This window comes from Streptomyces sp. NPDC001843, assembly GCF_042891955.1.
Taxonomy (GTDB): domain Bacteria; phylum Actinomycetota; class Actinomycetes; order Streptomycetales; family Streptomycetaceae; genus Streptomyces.
This window is the reverse complement of sequence record NZ_JBIATQ010000016.1, coordinates 129894-150497: the sequence shown is the minus strand read 5'-3', so window position 1 is coordinate 150497 and position 20604 is coordinate 129894. Positions and strand designations below refer to the sequence as shown.

Sequence of the window (20604 nt, the reverse complement as noted above, 5' to 3'; positions counted from 1 at the left end):
AAGCCGCCACAGAGAAGGGGCCCGGCACCGGTGGGAAGCGGTGCCGGGCCCCTTCGGGAGTCTCGGGCGACTGGTCGGGGTGCCTAGAGCGCGAGTCCCGTGAGCACCAGCACCCGCTCGTAGGTGTAGTCCTCCATCGCGAACTTCACGCCCTCGCGGCCCACGCCGGACTGCTTGGCGCCGCCGTACGGCATCTGGTCGGCGCGGTAGGACGGGACGTCGCCGACGACCACGCCGCCGACCTCCAGGGCACGGTGGGCACGGAAGGCGGCCTGGAGGTCGTGGGTGAACACACCCGCCTGGAGGCCGTACTTGGACGCGTTGACGGCGGCGAACGCCTCGGCCTCGCCGTCCACCTTCTGCACCGTCAGGACGGGTCCGAAGACCTCCTCGCAGGAGATCGTGACATCGGCCGGTACGTCGGTGAGCACGGTCGGCGCGTAGGAGGCGCCGTCACGGTCACCACCGGTGAGGAGGGTGGCACCGGCCTCGACCGCCTCCTTCACCCACGACTCCACGCGCTTGGCGGCGTCCTCGCTGACCAGCGGGCCGACGTCGGTCTTGTCGTCGGCCGGGTCACCGGTGCCCTGGGCCTCCACGGCGGCGACGATGCGCGGCAGCAGCCGGTCGTACACGGAGGCGTCGGCTATCACGCGCTGCACGGAGATGCAGGACTGGCCGCCCTGGTAGTTGGAGAAGGTCGCGATACGGGTCGCGGCCCAGTCGAGGTCGGCGTCGGAGGCGTAGTCGCCGAGGACGACCGCGGCGCCGTTGCCGCCGAGCTCCAGGGTGCAGTGCTTGCGCGGCACCGAGTCCATGATCGCGTAACCGACCTTCTCGGACCCGGTGAAGGAGATCACCGGCAGGCGCTCGTCCTGGACGAGGGCGGGCATGCGGTCGTTGGAGACCGGGAGGATGCTCCAGGAGCCGGCCGGGAGGTCGGTCTCCGCGAGCAGGTCGCCGATGATCAGCCCGGAGAGGGGGGTGGCCGGGGCCGGCTTCAGGATGATCGGCGCGCCGGCGGCGATGGCCGGGGCCACCTTGTGGGCGCACAGGTTCAGCGGGAAGTTGAACGGCGCGATACCGAGTACGACGCCCTTGGGGAAGCGGCGGGTGAGCGCGAGGCGGCCCTGGCCGCCCGCGTCGGTGTCGAGGCGCTGCGCCTCGCCGCCGTTGAAGCGGCGGGCCTCCTCGGCGGCGAACCGGAACACGGAGACCGCGCGGCCGACCTCGCCGCGGGCCCACTTGATCGGCTTGCCGTTCTCGGCGGAGATCAGCTGGGCGATCTCCTCCGTGCGCTCGGCGAGGCGCTTGCTGACGTGGTCGAGGGCGGCGGCGCGGACGTGGGCCGGGGTGGCGGCGAAGTCCTCGCGGACGGCGTGGGCCGCGGCCACGGCCTCCTCCACCTGGGCGTCCGTCGGCACGCTGACCTTGCCGACCAGTCGGCCGTCCCACGGGGAGGTGACGTCGAAGGTGTCCTCGCCGGTGACCTGGCGGCCGGCGAGCCAGAAGGCGGTGGTGGAAGTCATGTGTGGTTCCGGCCCTTCCGTGGTGCGGGGTGTGCTTGCGTTCGGGTCCACGGTAGGGCGGGGGCGGCGGGATCGGACTTGTCCGAGTCGTAGTGGTGGCGGTTGGCGGTACGCCGTATTGGCGGGGTTGCGGTAGGGGAACCGCAGGGTTGTCTCGCCCCCGCCGCCCCTACCCTTCCCGCCCCCAGGGGCTCCGCCCCTTCGACCCCGACAGGGGGCTGCGCCCCCTGAACCCCCGCGGGGCTTCGCCCCTGCACCCCCAGACCCCGCTTCGGCCTGAACGGCCTCGCCCTCAAAGCTGGCGTTGCTGGAGGTGCGGTGGCCGGGCCTGTCCGTGTGCGCAGACTGACCGACCAGGAGGGGCAGAAGCTGCAGCAGATCGTGCGCCGCGGCAGCACCAGCTCGGTGCGCTACCGGCGCGCGGTGATGCTGCTGGCCTCCGCCGGCGGTAACCGAGTGCCGGCTCTCATGGGGTCATGCCCTGATGGCTCCCCCGGCCCTGGGGGGGATGACAATGCCCCGGCCCGTCACCGGACGGCTGGCCGGAGCTCAGGCAGGTCGCCGAGGATCACCGAAAAGTTCCGTCAGGCGCTTCGGCTCCGCATGCCCGCTGACGCGAGCACCACCGTCGGCACCGACACCAGGACCGCCCACCCCAGGCGGCGTGATTGGTAGGTGGAGCACATCGCCTCCACTCCGTCCTCCATCGACCCGTGGGCGGTGCTCCGGTCGTTGCCGAGGACGGAGTGGCATTCAGAGCGGGGGTAGGCCGAGCTGATGTCCGGCGCGCTGGTCAACAACCACAGGATCACGCCGACTCCGGCGCATGTCAGAAGCCACGCAATTGTTTTGTTCATGCCGTGACAGTATTCCTGCGGATGCCGGCCGCCTCAGGTATGCGCAAGGGGGCGGGCTGACCAGCGAACGGCGCGACGCACCACCGTGGCCAGCCGTCGCTTCGCCGACGCCGATGACTTGATCACTGCCGTCCGACGTGGCTAGGCCAGCTCCAGTACCGCCACGACGTACTCGACGGCTGCTTCACCGGCACCGAGCTCCGACGCCGGCCACCATGACGACATCACGCACGCAACGCAGCAATCGGCGAGCCCTTTCGGTACTCAGATGTGCTGCATCCAGATATTGGGCTCTACGTAGGTGCCCTGATCAGCGGAGCGGTCGAGCCGCAGCAAGCTCAACCCTTCAGGGATGACGTAGTCACCCGTTTCGGGGAACACCATGCCGGTCCACCGCTCCCACTCAGCGATCGTGCCGGTCATGGTTTGCGACTCGGGAGCCGCTGCCAGAATGCGGGCGCCCAGACGCTGGTGCGTCCGGATCCACGGATCGAGGGCCATACCGTCCTCACGGGTCCACCTCATGAAGGCCTCGATGGACGTCAGCGGGTAGCGGGCTTTCAAGGTCGGGCGGACCGGTGCGATGACGCGCGGCCATCCCACATCCTCGGCGAGCCGGCGCAGTGCTTTGAGCGTTTCCCCGGCAAGGCCACGTCCTTTGAGCGAGGGGGTGACGATTGCCCCGCAGATCACCAGGGTGTCGGGGATGACGCCTTGTTCTCGGCCCTCCACGGCGCGGATCGTGGCCTGGGTGTAGCCAGTGGGGAGTGTCTCCGTTCGCCCATCCCACCGGATCGGTATGCCCCAACCGGTCGCGACAGGCGTGCCATGGTCGTCCACCAGCGTGAGATCAAGGTCGGCGAACCACTCCCTGATCCTGCCGATGTACTGCTTGGCCAGCCGATCGGCTGTGATGAACTCCGGGAAGCCCTCGCTGAAGAGCTCCTGCATCTGCTCATCAGGCCAGGTGCGTGCGTCTGTTCGCTCAACGGTCAAGGTCACCGGCCCGTTTATAGCGCACCGACCACAGACGGAGCGACGGAACCGCCGGGGTCACGCCCCGCCGACCCTGACGACACCACGCTTTGAAGGTCAGTAGCCTCGATCGTTCATGAGTCCTCATCGGTGTGCTGACGGGGACTCTGTGTTTGCGAGGTGCGGTCTTTTCAGGTTTGGTGCAGGCTGAGGGCCCGGCTCTCGTGTCGGGTGCGCGCCGGGTTCCACTTCGCCGGGTGGTGGGGCGGATTGTCGGGACGGTCGAGTTGCGCAGCCAGCAGGACCCCAGACAACTCCCATCGTTGCAAGTCAGGAGCACTCTCCGCGTAGGGACGGGACTTGGCGGCGGCGCTCAGACCGCCCCGGGTATCACGAGCCCCGACTCGTACGCCACTATCACCAGCTGCGCCCGGTCACGTGCCCCCAACTTGCCCATGATCCGGCTGACATGGGTCTTCGCGGTGAGCGGGCTGAGCCCCAGCGCTTCGGCGATCTCGGTGTTGTTGAATCCGCGCGCGACCAGGGTGAGCACCTGCCGCTCCCGCTCGGACAGCCCGTCCGGGCCGCCCACCGCTGACATCAACGTGTCGGGTGCGCGCAGGAAACGGGCGATGAGCCGTGAGGTGGGTCCTGGTGAGAGCAGGGAGTCCCCGGCGGCCACGGTCCGGATGGCGTCGAGGAGTTCGGCCGGCCGGATGTCCTTCACCAGGAAGCCGGACGCCCCGGCCCGCAGCGCGTCGACGATGTGCTCGTCGGTGTCGTATGTCGTCAGGACGAGTACCTTCACGCCCGCCAAGTCCTCGTCGGCGGCGATGAGCCGGGTCGCCTCGATGCCGTCCAGGTCGGGCATGCGGATGTCCATCACGACGAGGTCGGCCCTCGCGGAACGGGCGAGGTCCACGGCCTGCCGCCCGGTGCCCGCTTCGGCGACGACCTCCATGTCCCCGGCGGACGCGACGAGCATCGCGAACGAGGCCCGTACGAGGGTCTGGTCGTCGGCGAGCAGTACGCGGATCGGCATCGGGGCCGTCACGAGGGTTCCTCCCGGGGCAGCGGCAGCTCGGCGGTCACTTCGAAGCCCACGGTGGGACCCGGTCCGGCGTCCAGTGTGCCGCCCACGCTACGGGCCCGCTCACGCATCCCGACGAGCCCGAACCCCGGCGTGCCGCCGACGGCTCCCTGTCCGTGCCCCACCCCGTTGCGCACCGCGCTACTCACCCCGTGGCTCTGCCCCGCCCCGTCGTCGGCGACGGTCACCCGCAGGGTGCCCTCCGCCGCCCGCAGTCCCACCCGGACGGTCAGGTCGTCGCGGCCCCCGTGGCGTACGGCGTTGGTGAGCGCCTCCTGCACGATCCGGTAGGCGGCTGCGCCCACCGAGGGCGGTACGCCGTCCGCGTGGACGGACAGTTCGACCTTGGCCCCGGCCACCCTGGCCGCCTCCGCGAGCGCGCCCAGCCCGTCGAGCCCGGGCAGCGGCCCGCGCCCGTCCGGAGAGCCGAGCCCGGAACCGGAACTCGATCCGGAGCCGGGTTCGGCCGCCCACTCCCGTTCCCCTCCGACACTCACGCCCACCTCGTTCGCCCGCAGCACCTCCAGCGTCGTACGCAACTCGCCCCGGGCCGTCCGGCAGGTCTCCGCGATGTCGTCGAGCGCCTGGGCGACCGCCTTGCGGTCGAGCCGGTCCGGATCCGCGGTGAGGACGTGGGCCGCCACGGACGTCCGCACACCGATCAGGGTGATGCTGTGCGCGAGCAGGTCGTGCAGGTCGCGGGCGATCCGCAGCCGCTCCTCGACGACCCGGCGCCGCGCCTCCTCCTCGCGGGTCCGTTCGGCCCGCTCGGCCCGCTCGACGATGGAGGCGACGTACTGGCGGTAGAAACGGGCGTCGACGCCGAAGAACAGGACCGCGATGACCCAGCCGGAGATCCGCAGGAGCTCCAGTGCCCCGTCAGGGTTGGTGAAGCTGTTGATGATCAGTGTCGGGCCGAGGACGACGACAGCGGTGAGCAGCGAGCGGCGTACCGTGCCGGTCGCCGCGACCGTGTAGAGCGCCAGGAGGGTCGCGGGGATCGGTACGGCGTGGTTGTAGTCGAGGACGTGGTACGGGGTGACGCAGGCCGCCACCGCGAGCAGCACGAGCAGCGGACGGCTGCGCCGCCACACGAGCGGCACATGGGCGCCGGCCAGCAGGGCCCAGCCGGGCGGACCGAGCGGGAGTCCGTCGTCGAGGAGCAACGCGAAGATGACGGCCAGCACGGCGACACCCACGGCGAGGAACGCGTCGTTGCGGGTGCGGTGCGGCGCGGTGAGCGGGTCCCGGTTGACGACCGCCATGACGCGCTCGATCCGGCGGGGCCGCGCGTCACCCCGTACGACGGTGGTTCTCAGGTCCCCTGCGGCTGAGGCCGCTCCCCGATCTTGCACGACTCCATCTTCCGTCATGGGGGCGCCCCTCCGGCAGAAGGCAGGAGAGGCGCCCGGTCGGCTGTGGTGAGCCCGGCAGGTCAGGGCGCGCCGACCTGTTCCGGCTGCCGTGGCGGCTCGGTCGGTTCGGACGGCCCGGCGCCGGGCGCGGGTTCGCGGGAGAGGCCGCCCGGCCACCACATCTTCCGGCGCAGGGCGACGCTGGCACTGGTCACCAGGTACGTCCGTACGAGGAAGGTGTCGAGGAGTACGCCGACGGCGATCACGAAGCCGAGTTCGACGAGTTGCACGAGCCCCATGTTCATCAGCACGGCGAAGGTCGCGGCGAGGACCAGGCCGGCCGAGGCGATGACGGCGCCTGTGCTCCGCAGGGCGGTGAGCGCGGCGGCGGCCGGTTCCGCGCCGGCCAGGGACTCCTCCCGCATCCGGTGCATGAGGAAGATGCCGTAGTCGACGCCGAGGGCGACGAGGAACACGAAGGACAGCAGCCCGAGCCCCGGATCGGTTCCCTTGATACCGAGGACCGGCCCGAGGACCAGCCCGGCGATCCCGAGGGCCGCGCCCCAGACCGCGACCACGGCGGCCACCAGGATGAGCGGCGCGACGAGACTGCGCAGCAGGACGAACAGGATGAGCAGCACCGAGACGAGGACCAGGGGTACGACGATCTTCGTGTCCCGGCTGTTGGTGTCCTCCAGGTCGATCTGCTCGGCGCTGTCCCCGCCGACGTACGAGCCCTTCAGCTCGCTGCGCAGGGACTTGATGGTGGCGGTCTCTCCCGCCGACTGGGGTGTGTCCTTCGCGATGACGGAGATCTCGGCCCAGCCGCCTCCGGTGCGGCTCTTCTCGGCGCTCTCGACTCCCCGGGTGGCCCGGATCGCCGCGAGGGTCCGGTCGACGCGGTCCGCCGGGGTGATCACGTCGATGGGCTGGGTGCCGCGCTCGGGGTAAGCCCGGGCGAGGGTCTCCATGGCGGTGACGGCCTCCGGCTTGGTGACGAAGGAGTCCTCCTGCTTGACCGGTCCCGACAGGTTGAGCGTGCCGAGGGCGAGTGCGCCGAGCAGGACGGCTCCGCTCGCGAGCACGGTCAGCGGCCTGCGTCCGGCGGAGTCGCCCATCGCGGCGAAGAGGCTCCGCCGCTGTTCGGGTTCGCTGCCGTAGGCCGGTACGAGCGGCCAGAAGACCCGCCGCCCGAGCAGTACGAGGACGGCGGGGAGCAGTGTCAGCATCGCGATCAGCGCGCACAGCACACCGACCGTGCCGAGCGGGCCCATGCCGCGGCTGCTGTTGAGATCGGCGGCGAGCAGACACAGCAGGCCGGCGGCGACGGTGCCGGAGGAGGCGAGCACGGCGGGCCCGCAGCCGCGCAGGGCGGCGACCATGGCCTCGTACGGGCGCTCGATGCGCCGCAGTTCCTCCCGGTAGCGGGAGACGAGGAGCAATGCGTAGTCGGTGCCCGCGCCGAACACGAGGATCGTCATCACGGCGGAGCTCTGGCCCGTGACGGTGGTACCGAAGGCCTGGTTGAGCCCGTACGCGACGCCCATCGACATGAGGTCGGCGATGCCGGCGACTACGAGCGGCACGAGCCACAGCACCGGACTGCGGTAGATCAGGATCAGCAGGAGGGCGACGACGGCGACGGTGGTGTAGAGCAGTGGCCCGCCGAGTGAGTCGTAGACCTTGCCGGCGTCGGTGCCGAGCGCTGCGGTGCCGCCCACCTCGACGCTCAGCCCGTCCTGGCTGCGGGCGATGCCCCGGACGTCCTCGACGAGCGCGTCCCGCAGCTTCTCGTCGCGCCCGGGCTCGTTGCTGACTACGGGGTACATGAGGGTCGTACCGTCGTCGGACGCAATCCCCTTGGGCGCCCCGCCGACCAGCTCATGCGCTGCGGCGATCTCCTCGACCTGCCCGGCCGCCACCCGCCGGTCGTCGGCGCTCAGCCCGCCGCCCCGGTGGTACACGATCACCATCTCGGTGCTCTCGCCCCCGGGCAGCGCGTCCTGTATCCGGGCCACTTGGGTCGAGTCGGCGCTGGAGGGCAGGTAGTCGGTGGCCCGGTCGTGCTGCACGTCGGCGAGCTTCGCCGCGAACGGGCCGACCAGCGCGAGCACGGCCACCCATAACCCGAGCAGCGCCCAGGGCACGGCCCGCCTGCGTCCCACGCCCTTCGTGGTTGTCTTCCCGACCGTCATGGGCAGATCTCCCTCGCTACGACGACTACCGTTTCAGCTGTCAGCCTTCCGGCACGGGGAGGGGTTTACGTCGGACGGGAGGGGGAGCCCGCGGGTACTGCCTGGGGTGGCGGGGGGTGCGGATTACTCCCCCGGGAGTAAGGAGCCGCGGGTGCGTGTTCGCCTGCGGGTGGGTGGGGGCTGGCCGCGCAGTTCCCCGCGCCCCTGGAAAGTCGAAGAACAAGCTGAGATGTCATTCCGGGGCCCCGGCACGCCGCCGAGGATCACCGAAGCCGGCGTCTACTCCGTCGACGTGGCCTTCAGCGCCAGCCACAGCTCCATGCGGACATCCGGGTCGTCCAGGGAGCGGCCGAGGATCTCCTCGACGCGCCGCATCCGGTAGCGCAGCGTATGGCGGTGGACCCCCAGGTCCGCTGCGGCCGCGTCCCACTGGCCGTGGCGGGAGAGCCACGCCCGGAGAGAGGCGACCAGGTCGCCGCGGCCCGTGGCGTCGTGTTCGTGCAGCGCGCGCAGCAACCCGTCCGCGAACGCCTTCACCGCGTCGTCGGCCAGCAGCGGCAGCACCGATCCCGCCGCCAGTTGCTCGTGCTCCACCATCACCCGGCCCCGCCGCCGCGCGACGGACAGCGCCTGCTCGGCCTGCTTGTAGGCGGCCGCGGCGGCGATCGGGCCGGCCGGCGCCGACATGCCCGCGACCAGCTCGTCCTCGTCGCCGACGGTCTGCTCCGGAGCGCTCCGCGCCGCCTCCAGCGCCGCAGCGTGCTCCGTGCAGGCGGCCACCGCCGCACCCTCGTCCGCGGCGAGCACCACCAGCCGCTCCCCCTCGGGCACGACCAGCACGGCCTCGCCCGAGCGGGCCGCGGCGGACTCCACCGACTCCGCCAGCGCGCCCAGCGGGTCCGCGCCGGCGTCGGTGGCGAGCGACGCGGCGACGATCACCCGGAACGGCGCGTCGAGCAGTCCGCCGTACAGATCCCCGGCGACGGCCCTGGCGTGGTCCGGATGGCCGGCGAGCAGCATCCGCAGCACGGCCGCTCCGACGCGCTGCTCGGCGGCCTGCAGCGACCGGGACCGTTCGGTGGTGAGGGTGAGCAGGGCGATGGCGGAGTGGACGGCGTACCGCTCGGCCGTGCCGAGGGCGGCTGCCGTGCCCACGGCGAGGGCCGCGCGCGGTCGCCGCCCGGTGCCCAGGGTGTGCAGCTCGACCCGGTCGTCGTGGTCGGGGAGGCCGACCACCGACGAGGCGGGCGCGGGCCGGTCCCGCAGCCGTTCCACGTCGGCGGTGAGCCGGGCGGCCCGCCGCCCCGCCCACTCCGGCGCGGTGGCGACCACGGCGCCCGAGGCGTCGTACAGCGCGGCCCAGCCGTCGACCTGTGCGGCGAGCGCGCCGAGCAGCCCCTCGGGGCCCGTGCTGAGCGCTTGCCTGGTCAGCTCCCGCTGGGCGGCGAATCCGGCGGTCACCGCCCGGTACTGGTCGGCGGCGATGGCCGCGGACACCGCCTTGCTGATGGCGAGGAAGGGGGTGCGGCGGGGCACCTCCAGCAGCGGCAGTCCCTCCTGCTCGGCGGCGTCGACGAGGGCCCCCGGGATCTCGTCGTAGTTGACCCCGACGGCGAAACCGAGCCCGACGACGCCCGCGCCGACCAGCCGCTTCACATAGCGCCGCATCGCCTCGGGGTCCTCGGCGTCCAGCTTCAGCGCGGTGATCAGCAGCAGTTCCCCGCCCTCCATGTACGGCACGGGGTCGGCGAGTTCACTGACGTGTGCCCATCGGACGGGCACGTCGAGACGGTCCTCGCCGGCGCGCACGGTGAGTTTGAGCGCGGAGTGGTGGACGAGCGAGGCGAGCGTCGGGGGCATGGGGCCTTCAGGTCTGGGGAGATCGGGTGATCGTTGTGATCATTTGGCCGCCGCGTATGAACGGCCTATGCCGATTCTGCCTCACTGTACGGTCTCCCGCTGGCCCTCTGTCTGCCCCTTTCGGAAGTCCCTAGCCGCGCAGATCCACCAGCAGCGGCGGGGCGTGCTCACCCTTCACGTCGGTCAGGGACAGCACCGCGTGGCCCGGGGGTACCTCGTGGGCCAGTTCGGAGGCCGACCAGCGCTCCCGCTCGACCTGCTTCACGGTCACGGCGTCCGTGGTCACGGCCTTCCCGGTGACGAGCTTGCGCAGCGCGTGGATGGCCCGGGTCATCGGCTGGTCGGCGAAGACGGTGTGCTTGGCGACCTCCTTGGTCTCCACCCACTCGGTTCCCCAGGCGTGCGCGAACCTGCTGCCGTCCCAGGTGGTCACGCCGGAGAAGGCCATACGGCAGCCGACGGCGCCCAGCAGCGGACCGTGCAACGCCTCGGGCACGTCGGCGATCGTGCGCAGGGCGAGGACGACTCCGGCGTTCAGGGAGCGCAGGCGCTGGATGCGGCGCACCGACTCCCCGGTGATCGTGCCGGTGGCGTCGTCCAGGACCAGGCAGGCGAAGTGCCCGGGCCGGTTCTCCCGTACGACGGTGCTGAACTGGGCGAGGACGAGCCGGGTGAGCAGGCGGGCGGCCTCCTCGTGGCCGCGCTCGGGGAGGTCGATGCGGACGCGCAGCGGATGGTGGGCGACCGCGCGCAGCGAGAAGGGGCGGATCTGGTCGCCGGCGCCGAAGAACTCGGCGAAGACGGGCCGGTCCAGTAGCGCGAGCCGGCCGGCGAGGACGGGGCCGACGTCGGCCGCGCCGCCGGTCTGCCGCATCCGGGCGTCGAGTTCGCGGCGCATCACGGCGTGCCCGTCGCCGCTGAGCGCGTCGCGCAGGGCGGCCAGCGCCCCCCGGTCGCCCTCCAGCAGGTCGCGCAGTGCCGGCAGCGGCGGGAAGTGTCCGTGCGCGGAGCGGTACGGGCCGAGCAACTGGGCCAGCGCGGTGGCGGCGCTCTGCGCGCTGACGGTGTCGAGGTCGCCCGCCAGGGCCTCGGCGAGGAAGGCGGCGGCCTCGTCGGGGTCTTCGGCCCCCGCGTACGGGTCGAGGTCGTGGACGGAGGCGGGGTCGCCGATCCGGACGACGACGTCGAACGCCGGGTCCGGGCCGGGCGCGGAGCCGGTGGTGCGGACCACGACCACCGCGCAGCGGCCGGTGAGCGCCTGCAGCGCCAGCGCCTCGGTCACCGGTTCGATCACATGCCGGGTCTTGCCCGCGCCCGGCGGTCCCACCAGCAGGAGGGAGGTGCCGAGGACCTTCGGGCCGACGGCCGCGCCCGCGCCGTGGTAGGCGCGTGGCGTCCGCTCCCCCGGCGCCCAACGCCCGATGCGCACCTGGCCGTCGAGCAGATCGTGGTGTGCGGTGCGGTGCGGGAGGTCGCGGGCCCCGGACGGGTGCGTCCAGGCCGCCGCGCCCTCCCGCAGCACGGTGTCCGTGAAGTGCGCGAGCCGCCCCCCGCTCCGGGCGTCGGCCCAGGCGCGTTCGATCCGGGCGCAGTCCACGTCGTTCATCCGGCCGCCGGCCACTTCGGCGGTGAGGACGTCGGCCGCCTGGTGCTGCCCGGCGTGGCGGAGTTCGGGCCACTGCGAGCGCGGCAGGTCCGGGGCCGGTGGCGCCGTCGGGTCGGCCGCGGCGCTGCGGCGGGCGGCGAGTTCCCTCCCGTACGCCCACCAGCCGCCGACGCGGGCGAAGGGCCACAGGACCAGCAGGGTGATCAGCGCGTACAGCCCGTCGGTGAGCAGTTGTGAGGTGAACACCTCGTAGCCGCCCGTGATCAGGACGATGAGGGAGAACAGCGGGTCGACGACCGGAAGGGCGTCCCAGCCGGCGCCGAAGGCGTCGGGGAAGACCAGGCTCAGCGCGGCGAGCCCGCCGAGGGCGGCGAGCAGGGCCCGCGCGGGTTGCGGGCGGCGGCCGACGACGTGCCGTACGACCTCGGGCCAGCCGCCCAGCCGGGCGACCCCGTAGACGAGGACGGCGAAGAAGACGCCGTCGTAGACCACGGCGGCCTCACGGCCCTGCATCCCCTTGGGGGAGGTGGTGCCGGCCCACCACCAGTCGTCCGGCGTGAACAGCCTCAGCAGTGCCCACTGGTAGGGAACGCCGCCGTGGCGCCACAGGGACCAGAGGAGCAGGGCCACGACCAGGGGGATCAGCAGGCCGACGACCGTGATCCCGGGAAGCCGGTCCGGTGACTGCGCCCCCTTGGGGGGACGGTACCCGAACCGCCAGATGCCGAGTCCGGTGTCCGGGCGCGGCTCGTCGAGCCATTCGGCGACGGCCGACCGCCGGGGGGCCTGCTGCTCGAAACCGTGGGAACCCGTCTGCTGCGGCGGCCTCGCGGGCCGCGGCGGCACCGTGGGCGCGTCCTGCGGCCGCGCCGGACGCGGCACGGGATTCGCATGCGTACCCTGCGCGTCCTGCGTCCCGTCGCTGTCCATCGCCGTTGCCCCCTGACCAGCCGTTCCGTCCACCATCAGCGAGTCAATCTAACGCCCAGCCCTGGGGAGTTCACCGCTTACGCGGCCGAGAGAGCGGACAGACGACTTTCGAGTGCCGGATCGAGCGGTTCCCGGGCCGCCATGTCCACCGCGGACAACAAGAATTCCCGACAACGCCCACATGGAGCATGCCCAGCCCCCTCTCCCCGCCCTAGCCTGCGAGAAAAGAAGGCAAGAGCCGTCAAGGCAAGTCAAGGCCGCAAAACCACCAGGAGCCCCTCATGAGCGCACTTCCGCAGGAGCGCCGCGTCGTCACCGCCATCCCCGGCCCGAAGTCGCAGGAACTGCAGGCCCGCCGCACCGCCGCGGTCGCGCAGGGTGTGGGCTCCGTGCTGCCCGTGTTCACCACGCGCGCGGGCGGCGGCATCATCGAGGACGTCGACGGGAACCGGCTCATCGACTTCGGTTCCGGCATCGCGGTGACCAGCGTCGGCGCGTCCGCCGAGGCCGTCGTACGCCGGGCCACAGCCCAGCTCGCCGACTTCACCCACACCTGTTTCATGGTCACCCCCTACGAGGGCTACGTGGCGGTGGCCGAGGCCCTCGCCGAGCTCACCCCGGGCGACCACGCGAAGAAGTCCGCGCTGTTCAACTCCGGCGCCGAGGCCGTCGAGAACGCCGTCAAGATCGCGCGTGCGTACACCAAGCGCCAGGCGGTCGTCGTGTTCGACCACGGCTACCACGGCCGTACCAACCTGACGATGGCGCTGACCGCGAAGAACATGCCGTACAAGCACGGCTTCGGCCCGTTCGCGCCCGAGGTCTACCGGGTGCCGGTGGCGTACGGCTACCGCTGGCCGACCGGTCCCGAGAACGCCGGCCCGGAGGCCGCGGCGCAGGCCATCGACCAGATCACCAAGCAGGTCGGCCCGGACAACGTGGCGGCGATCATCATCGAGCCGGTGCTCGGCGAGGGCGGCTTCATCGAGCCGGCCAAGGGCTTCCTGCCCGCGATCCGCGAGTTCGCCTCCGACAACGGCATCGTGTTCGTCGCCGACGAGATCCAGTCCGGCTTCTGCCGTACGGGCCAGTGGTTCGCGTGCGAGGACGAGGGCATCGTCCCCGACCTGATCACCACCGCCAAGGGCATCGCGGGCGGTCTGCCGCTCGCCGCCGTCACCGGCCGTGCCGAGATGATGGACGCCGCGCACGCCGGCGGCCTCGGCGGCACCTACGGCGGCAACCCGGTGGCCTGTGCCGGTGCGCTCGGCGCCATCGAGACCATGAAGGAGCTCGACCTCAACGCGAAGGCGAAGAGCATCGAGTCGGTCATGAAGTCCCGCCTGTCCGCCATGGCCGAGAAGTTCGAGGTCATCGGTGACGTGCGCGGCCGGGGCGCGATGATCGCGATCGAGCTGGTCAAGGACCGTACGACCAAGGAGCCGAACCCCGAGGCGACCGCCGCGCTCGCCAAGGCCTGCCACCAGGAGGGCCTGCTGGTCCTGACCTGTGGCACCTACGGCAACGTGCTGCGTTTCCTGCCGCCGCTGGTCATCGGCGAGGACCTGCTGAACGAGGGTCTCGACATCATCGAGCAGGCGTTCGCGCGCATCTGAGCGACGGGTCCGCACCCGTCACCGACAGCGAGGCCACGGGTACGGCAGGCCGTGTGAAGAACGTGTGCGAGGTGGATGTCGGGACGCGATTCCGTCTGTCCTGGCGCCACCCCCTGTCGTAGGTTCTATCCAGATGAGAGATACACCCCGCCCACAGGGGACTGTGGGCGACATCAGGCCGGGGCCTCCCCAGCTTCGACCTGGTCGTGCCCTCGCGCACACAACCGGTGCCTCCGGCTCCGGATCTCCTCACCGATCGGACGGTCGCTCGCCCCAAACCCCCCGGGGCGCGCGACATTCCGGTCCGGACGGCCGCCCCGGAACCACCCCCCCTGTTCCGGGGCGGCCGACCTCCTTTCTTCTCCTCCTTCTCCTGGGCCTGCCGGCCCTCTTTTTCGTGCTCATCACCTGGCAGGTCGTCACCGGCGGCCCGCTGGAGCGGCTCGACGAGCGTCTGAGCGGCGCCCTGGTCCACCCGGACGGCACCTCACAGTTCCTGGCCGATCTCGGCAACGCCCAGATCGCGGTGCCGGTGCTGGCGGTGGTCCTGGTCTACGCGGCCTGGCGGGCCCGTGCCACCGGTACGGACCGCTGGTGGCAGCCGTCGGCCGCCGCGGCGGCCCTGATGGCGCTGGTCCCGGCGGTCGTCGTACCGCTGAAGGAGTGGACCGCCCGCCCCGGCACCCCCGTCGTGCCGCCGGGCGTCGGCTACTACCCGTCCGGGCACACGGCCACGGCGGCGATCGCGTACGGCTCGGCGGCCCTGCTGCTCCTCCCCCGGGTCCGTTCGCCGCTGGGGCGCCGCGCACTCCTCGCCGCCGGTGCCGCCCTGGTGCTCGGCGTCTCCTTCGGCCTGGTCCGGCACGGCTACCACTGGCCACTGGACGTGGTGGCCAGTTGGTGCCTGTGCACGGTGCTGCTCGCCTCCATGCATCTGGTGGCCGGCCGGGGCTCTTAGAGCCGGGTCAGCTGTCGAAGCCCAGTCCCAGCCGGTCCATGGTCTTCAGCCACAGGTTGCGTCTGCCGCCCTGGGCGTCCGCGCGGGCCAGGGACCACTTGGTGAGGGCGATGCCGGTCCAGGCGAACGGTTCGGGCGGGAAGGGCAGGGGCTTCTTGCGGACCATCTCCAGCTCCGTCCGCTCGGTGCGTTCCCCGTCCAGCAGGTCCAGCATCACGTCGGCGCCGAACCGGGTGGCACCGACACCGAGGCCCGTGTAGCCCGCCGCGTAGGCCACCTTCCCCTGGTGGGCGGTGCCGAAGAACGCCGAGAAACGTGAGCAGGTGTCGATGGCGCCGCCCCACGCGTGCGTGAAGCGGACGCCTTCGAGCTGCGGGAAGCAGGTGAAGAAGTGCCCGGCGAGCTTGGCGTAGGTCTCCGGGCGGTCGTCGTACTCGGCGCGAACGCGGCGGCCGTAGTGGTGGACCGCGTCGTAGCCGCCCCACAGGATCCGGTTGTCGGCGGACAGCCGGAAGTAGTGGAACTGGTTCGCCGAGTCGCCGAGGCCCTGTCTGTTCTTCCAGCCGATCGCCGCCAGCCGGTCGGCGGACAGCGGCTCCGTCATCAGCGCGTAGTCGTAGACCGGGACGGTGTAGGAGCGGACGCGCCGCAGGAGGTTCGGGAAGATGTTCGTGCCGAGGGCCACCTTGCGGGCACGGACCGAGCCGTAAGGGGTGCGTACGGCCATGCCGGCGCCGTACGGCTTGAGGGTGAGGGCGGGCGTGTGCTCGTAGACCCGCACGCCCAGGCGGGCGCAGGCCCGCTTGAGGCCCCAGGCGAGTTTGGCCGGGTGGAGCATGGCCACGCCCCGGCGGTCGTACAGACCCGCCTCGAAGGTCGGCGAGTTCACCTGCTCGCGCACCGCGTCGGCGTCCAGGAACTCGATGCCGTCGGCGAGGCCCTTGTCCTGCAGCTCCTTGTGCCAGTCGCGCAGTTCCCACGCCTGGTAGGTCTCGGTGGCGACGTCGATCTCGCCGGTGCGTTCGAAGTCGCAGTCGATGCCGTGCCGGGCGATCGCGGCCTCGATCTCGTCGAGGTTGCGATCGCCCAGCTTCTGCAGGGTGTGGATCTCGTCCGGCCAGCGGGCCAGGCCGTTGGGCAGTCCGTGCGTGAGGGAGGCGGCGCAGAAGCCGCCGTTGCGGCCCGAGGCGGCCCAGCCCACCTCACGGCCCTCCAGCAGCACCACGTCCCGCTGCGGGTCGCGCTCCTTGGCGTTCAGCGCGGTCCACAGTCCGCTGTAACCGCCGCCGACGACCAGCAGGTCGCAGGTCTCGGTGCCGGTGAGGGCGGCCTCGGGGTGGGGCTTGCCGGGGTCTTCGAGCCAGTACGGGACCGGCTGTGCTTCGGAGAGAGACGTGATCCAACGGGTCATGGCGCTCGGGGCCATGATTTCAACTCCCTACAGAGGTCTTCCGATTCTTGGGGTCATGCCTTGTGCCGGTTGCGGCGGTCGGTGATGACCATCGAGGCCAGCACGAGCAGGACGGCGACCAGGAACATGGCCGTACCGATGACATTGATCTGGACGGGCGTTCCGCGCTGCGCCGAGCCCCACACGAACATGGGGAAGGTGACGGTCGAGCCCGCGTTGAAGTTGGTGATGATGAAATCGTCGAAGGAGAGCGCGAAGGACAGCAGCGCGCCCGCGGCGATCCCGGGCGCCGCGATGGGCAGGGTGACCCGCAGGAACGTCTGTGCCGGGGAGGCGTACAGGTCCCGGGCCGCCTCCTCCAGGCGCGGGTCCATCGACATCACGCGGGCCTTGACCGCGACGACGACGAAGCTCAGGCAGAACATGATGTGCGCGATCAGGATCGTCCAGAACCCCAGCTGAGCGCCCATGTTGAGGAACAGGGTGAGCAGCGAGGCCGCCATGACGACCTCGGGCATGGCCATCGGCAGGAAGATCAGCGAGTTCACGGCGGACCGCGCGCGGAAGCGGTAGCGGACCAGCGCGAAGGCGATCATCGTGCCGAGCAGCGTCGCGCCGACCGTCGCCCAGACGGCGATCTGGAGGCTGACGGACAGCGAGCCGCACATGTCGGCGACGCCGCACGGGTCCTTCCAGGCGTCCAGGGAGAACTGCTGCCACGCGTAGTTGAAGCGCCCCTTCGGCTTGTTGAAGGAGAACACCGTTACGACGACGTTCGGCAGCAGCAGGTAGGCGAGCGTGAGCAGTCCGGCGATGACGACGAGATGGCGCTTGAGCCAGGTGACGAGTGGCATTTAGAGCAGGTCCTCCGTCCCGGACCGGCGGATGTAGACCGTGACCATGAGCAGGATCGCGGCCATGAGGATGAAGGAGAGGGCGGCGGCCGTCGGGTAGTCCAGGATCCGCAGGAACTGCGTCTGGATGACGTTGCCGATCATGCGGGTGTCGGTGGAGCCGAGGAGTTCGGCGTTGACGTAGTCGCCGGCCGCCGGGATGAAGGTCAGCAGCGTGCCGGAGACCACACCGGGCATCGACAGCGGGAAGGTGACCTTGCGGAAGGTGGTCCAGGGCCTGGCGTACAGGTCGCCGGCCGCCTCGTGCAGCCGGCCGTCGATCCGCTCCAGCGAGGTGTACAGCGGCAGGATCATGAACGGCAGGAAGTTGTACGTGAGGCCGCACACCACGGCCAGCGGCGTGGCCAGCACACGGTCGCCCGCCGTCCAGCCGAGCCAGTCGGTGAGGTCCAGGACGTGCAGGGCGCCCAGGGCGCCGACGACCGGGCCGCCGTCCGCGAGGATGGTCTTCCAGGCGAGGGTGCGGATCAGGAAGCTGGTGAAGAACGGCGCGATCACCAGGACCATGATGAGGTTCCGCCAGCGGCCCGCGCGGAAGGCGATCAGATAGGCCAGGGGGTAGCCGAGCACCAGGCACAGCACGGTCGCGGCGGCGGCGTAGAGGACCGAGCGCAGGAACTGCGGCCAGTACTCGGCCAGCGCGTCCCAGTAGGTCGCGAAGTGCCAGGTGACCTTGTAGCCCTCCTCCAGGGAGCCCGTCTGCACGGAGGTGGACGCCTGGTAGATCATCGGCAGGGCGAAGAAGACGATCAACCAGAGGATGCCGGGCAGCAGCAGCCAGTACGGGGTGAGGCGGCCGCGTCGGCGCGGGGGCTTCTTCGCCGGCTCGGCGGGGGCGAGGGGCGGGGGCGCCTCGGTGAGCGTCGACATCAGGCGGCGACCTCTTCCTCGGTGCCGGCACCTATGTCCTGCGCCGCGTCCAGCCCGAAGGTATGCGCCGGATTCCAGTGCAGGACGACATCGGTGCCGGGCACCAGACGGGCGTCACGGTCGATGTTCTGGGCGTAGACCTCGAACTCGGGGCAGACCGGGCTGTCGATCACGTACTGCGTGGAGACGCCGATGAAACTGGAGTCCGCGATCTTCCCGGAGATGCGGTTGCGGCCCTGAGGGATCTCCCCCGCGTCGTCGGCGTGCGTGAGGGAGATCTTCTCCGGGCGGATGCCCACCAGCACCCTGCCGCCTGCCGTCGCCGGGGCGGAGCACCGCGCCCGGGGCAGCACCAGCTTGCCCCCGCCCGCCTTCAGGACGATGTCGTCCCCGCTGCCGGAGTCGACCTCGGCCTCGATCAGGTTGGAGGTGCCGAGGAAGTTCGCGACGAACGTGGTCCGCGGGTTCTCGTACAGGTCGGTGGGCGAGCCGAGCTGTTCGACGCGGCCCGCGTTCATCACGGCGACCGTGTCGGCCATCGTCATGGCCTCCTCCTGGTCGTGCGTGACGTGGACGAAGGTGATGCCCACCTCGGTCTGGATCCGCTTGAGCTCCAGCTGCATCTGCCGGCGCAGCTTGAGGTCGAGGGCGCCGAGCGGCTCGTCGAGGAGGAGCACCTTGGGATGGTTGATGAGCGCGCGGGCGACCGCGACGCGCTGCTGCTGGCCGCCGGAGAGCTGGTGCGGCTTCTTGCGCGCCTGCTCGCCGAGCTGTACGAGCTCCAGCATCTCCTCGACCTGCTTCTTCACGCTCTTGATGCCGCGCCGGCGCAGGCCGAAGGCGACGTTCTCGAAGATGTCGAGGTGCGGGAAGAGGGCGTACGACTGGAAGACCGTGTTGACCGGCCGCTTGTACGGCGGCAGGTGGGTCACGTCCTGGTCACCGAGGTGCACGGTGCCGCAGGAAGGTTCCTCCAGGCCGGCGATCATGCGCAGGGTGGTGGTCTTGCCGCAGCCCGAGGCGCCGAGCAGGGCGAAGAAGGAGCCCTGCGGGACGGTCAGGTCCAGCGGGTGCACGGCGGTGAAGGAGCCGTAGGTCTTGCCGATCCCCGAGAGGTGGACGTCGCCGCTCGAGTCCGTCGTCTCTGTCGTCCTCATCGTCGTCACGCCCCTGTCAGCTTCGCGAACTTCTCTTCGTAGGCCGTCTCTTCCTTCTGGCTCAGTGACCGGAAGGCGTGGGACCTGGCCTGCATGGCCTTGTCGGGAATGATCAGCGGGTTGTCCGCCGCACCCTTGTCGATCTTCGCAAGGTAGGGCTTCACACCGTCGACCGGCGTCACGTAGTTGATGTAGGCGGCGAGCGCGGCGGCCTGCTGGGGCTCGTAGTAGAAGTCCATGAGCAGCTCGGCGTTGGTCTTGTGGCGGGCCCTGTTGGGGATCAGCATGTTGTCGGTCGACGTCATGTAGCCACTGTCGGGGATGACGAAGTCGACGTCCGGGCTGTCCGCCTTGAGCTGGACGACGTCACCGGCCCAGGCGACGCATGCCGCGAAGTCGCCCTTGGTGAGGTCGGAGGTGTAGTCGTTGCCGGTGAAGCGGCGGATCTGGCCCTTGTCGACGGCTCTTTGGAGGCGGGCGATCACCGCGTCGTAGTCGTCGTCGGTGAACTTGCCGGGGTCCTTGCCCATGTCGAGCATCGTCATGCCGACGGTGTCGCGCATCTCGGAGAGGAAGCCGACGCGGCCCTTCAGCCTGGGGTTGTCGAGAAGGTCGGAGACCGACCTCACCTCGATGCCGTCGAGCGCCTTCTTGTTGTAGGCGATGACGGTCGAGATGCCCTGCCACGGGTACGAGTAGGCGCGGCCCGGGTCCCAGTCGGGGTCGCGGAACTGCGCCGACAGGTTGGTGTAGGCGTGCGGCAGGTGGGAGGGGTCCAGTTTCTGCACCCAGCCCAGGCGGATCAGCCGGGCGGCGAGCCAGTCGGTGAGGACGATGATGTCGCGGCCGGTGTCCTGGCCGGCGGCGAGCTGCGGCTTGATCTTGCCGAAGAACTCGTCGTTGTCGTTGATGTCCTCGGTGTACCTGACCTGGATGCCGGTCCGCCTGCGGAACGTCTCCAGCGTCGGGTGGTGCTTGCCGCTGTCGTCGACGTCGATGTACTCGGTCCAGTTGGAGAAGTCGACGACCTTCTCCTCGGCCGAGTGGTCCTCGGCGGACGTTCCGCCCTGGGTCTTGCCGGCCGCGGGGATCCCGCAGGCGCTCAGCGCCCCTAGACCGCCCACGGTGAGCGCGCCGCCCGCGGAGGCCCGCAGCAGCGAACGGCGGGTCATGGCCGCGCGGCCACTTCGGAGGCTGCGCCGTATCGCGGCCACTTGGACCGGAGACAGGCGGTCGGGCTCGTACTGCTCCATGCGCGTGGTTGCCCTTTCGGGAGGATGG

15 protein-coding genes and 1 pseudogene are annotated in these 20604 nt (G+C 71.0%); 3 read left to right on the top strand and 13 right to left on the bottom strand.

Features of this window, described 5'->3' with window-relative positions:
• Nucleotides 1-83: 83 nt before the first annotated feature.
• The gene (locus ACFYZQ_RS33410) at nucleotides 84-1529 is read right to left on the bottom strand and encodes an aldehyde dehydrogenase family protein (protein ID WP_389155998.1); all 1446 of its coding nucleotides are present in this window, start codon (nucleotides 1527-1529) and stop codon (nucleotides 84-86) included.
• Nucleotides 1530-1847: 318 nt separating this feature from the next.
• Here ACFYZQ_RS33410 and ACFYZQ_RS33405 point away from each other — a divergent pair.
• Nucleotides 1848-1997: pseudogene (locus tag ACFYZQ_RS33405) on the top strand (IS630 family transposase); the annotation flags it as partial.
• 116 nt (nucleotides 1998-2113) lie between these two features.
• Here the strand turns inward: ACFYZQ_RS33405 and ACFYZQ_RS33400 are convergent.
• The 7 genes from ACFYZQ_RS33400 to ACFYZQ_RS33370 all read right to left on the bottom strand — a co-directional run bounded on the left by ACFYZQ_RS33400 (nucleotide 2114) and on the right by ACFYZQ_RS33370 (nucleotide 12397).
• Complete coding sequence (locus ACFYZQ_RS33400; protein WP_389156057.1) at nucleotides 2114-2326, bottom strand: hypothetical protein; 213 nt, start codon at nucleotides 2324-2326, stop codon at nucleotides 2114-2116.
• A gap of 324 nt (nucleotides 2327-2650) precedes the next feature.
• Nucleotides 2651-3388, bottom strand: a complete 738-nt coding sequence (locus ACFYZQ_RS33395) for a hypothetical protein (protein WP_389155995.1) — start codon at nucleotides 3386-3388, stop codon at nucleotides 2651-2653.
• Between the two features lie 346 nt (nucleotides 3389-3734).
• Nucleotides 3735-4403, bottom strand: a complete 669-nt coding sequence (locus ACFYZQ_RS33390) for a response regulator transcription factor (RefSeq protein ID WP_345666422.1) — start codon at nucleotides 4401-4403, stop codon at nucleotides 3735-3737.
• An 8-nt stretch (nucleotides 4404-4411) separates the two neighbouring features.
• Nucleotides 4412-5824: a sensor histidine kinase gene (locus ACFYZQ_RS33385; RefSeq protein WP_389155993.1), complete on the bottom strand. Its 1413-nt coding sequence runs from the start codon at nucleotides 5822-5824 to the stop codon at nucleotides 4412-4414.
• Nucleotides 5825-5886: 62 nt separating this feature from the next.
• Nucleotides 5887-8001 (bottom strand): MMPL family transporter, encoded by a 2115-nt coding sequence (locus ACFYZQ_RS33380; RefSeq protein WP_389155990.1) that lies wholly within the window; start codon nucleotides 7999-8001, stop codon nucleotides 5887-5889.
• A gap of 279 nt (nucleotides 8002-8280) precedes the next feature.
• Nucleotides 8281-9861, bottom strand: a complete 1581-nt coding sequence (locus ACFYZQ_RS33375) for a PucR family transcriptional regulator (RefSeq protein WP_389155987.1) — start codon at nucleotides 9859-9861, stop codon at nucleotides 8281-8283.
• Between the two features lie 130 nt (nucleotides 9862-9991).
• A complete protein-coding gene (locus tag ACFYZQ_RS33370) occupies nucleotides 9992-12397 on the bottom strand; it encodes an ATP/GTP-binding protein (protein WP_389155985.1) in 2406 nt (801 codons plus the stop codon).
• Nucleotides 12398-12678: 281 nt separating this feature from the next.
• Between ACFYZQ_RS33370 and gabT the strand changes: the two genes are divergently transcribed.
• Both gabT and ACFYZQ_RS33360 read left to right on the top strand, forming a co-directional pair.
• Nucleotides 12679-14013, top strand: coding sequence for a 4-aminobutyrate--2-oxoglutarate transaminase (gene gabT, locus ACFYZQ_RS33365; protein WP_389155983.1), 1335 nt, complete (start codon nucleotides 12679-12681; stop codon nucleotides 14011-14013).
• A gap of 163 nt (nucleotides 14014-14176) precedes the next feature.
• On the top strand, nucleotides 14177-14971 hold the full coding sequence (locus tag ACFYZQ_RS33360; protein WP_389156045.1) for a phosphatase PAP2 family protein: 795 nt from the start codon (nucleotides 14177-14179) through the stop codon (nucleotides 14969-14971).
• A gap of 7 nt (nucleotides 14972-14978) precedes the next feature.
• On the opposite strand, the gene ACFYZQ_RS33355 is transcribed toward ACFYZQ_RS33360, so the two are convergent.
• From ACFYZQ_RS33355 to ACFYZQ_RS33335, 5 genes are read right to left on the bottom strand one after another with little or no spacing between them, the layout of a single operon-like run.
• On the bottom strand, nucleotides 14979-16397 hold the full coding sequence (locus ACFYZQ_RS33355) for an NAD(P)/FAD-dependent oxidoreductase (protein WP_389155980.1): 1419 nt from the start codon (nucleotides 16395-16397) through the stop codon (nucleotides 14979-14981).
• 38 nt (nucleotides 16398-16435) lie between these two features.
• The gene (locus tag ACFYZQ_RS33350) at nucleotides 16436-17236 is read right to left on the bottom strand and encodes an ABC transporter permease (protein WP_389155977.1); all 801 of its coding nucleotides are present in this window, start codon (nucleotides 17234-17236) and stop codon (nucleotides 16436-16438) included.
• A complete protein-coding gene (locus ACFYZQ_RS33345; RefSeq protein WP_389155975.1) occupies nucleotides 17237-18166 on the bottom strand; it encodes an ABC transporter permease in 930 nt (309 codons plus the stop codon).
• Nucleotides 18166-19323 (bottom strand): ABC transporter ATP-binding protein, encoded by a 1158-nt coding sequence (locus ACFYZQ_RS33340; protein WP_389155972.1) that lies wholly within the window; start codon nucleotides 19321-19323, stop codon nucleotides 18166-18168. The genes ACFYZQ_RS33345 and ACFYZQ_RS33340 overlap by 1 nt, the downstream gene beginning before the upstream one ends.
• A gap of 5 nt (nucleotides 19324-19328) precedes the next feature.
• Nucleotides 19329-20576: a PotD/PotF family extracellular solute-binding protein gene (locus ACFYZQ_RS33335; protein WP_389155969.1), complete on the bottom strand. Its 1248-nt coding sequence runs from the start codon at nucleotides 20574-20576 to the stop codon at nucleotides 19329-19331.
• Between the last annotated feature and the right edge of the window lie 28 nt (nucleotides 20577-20604).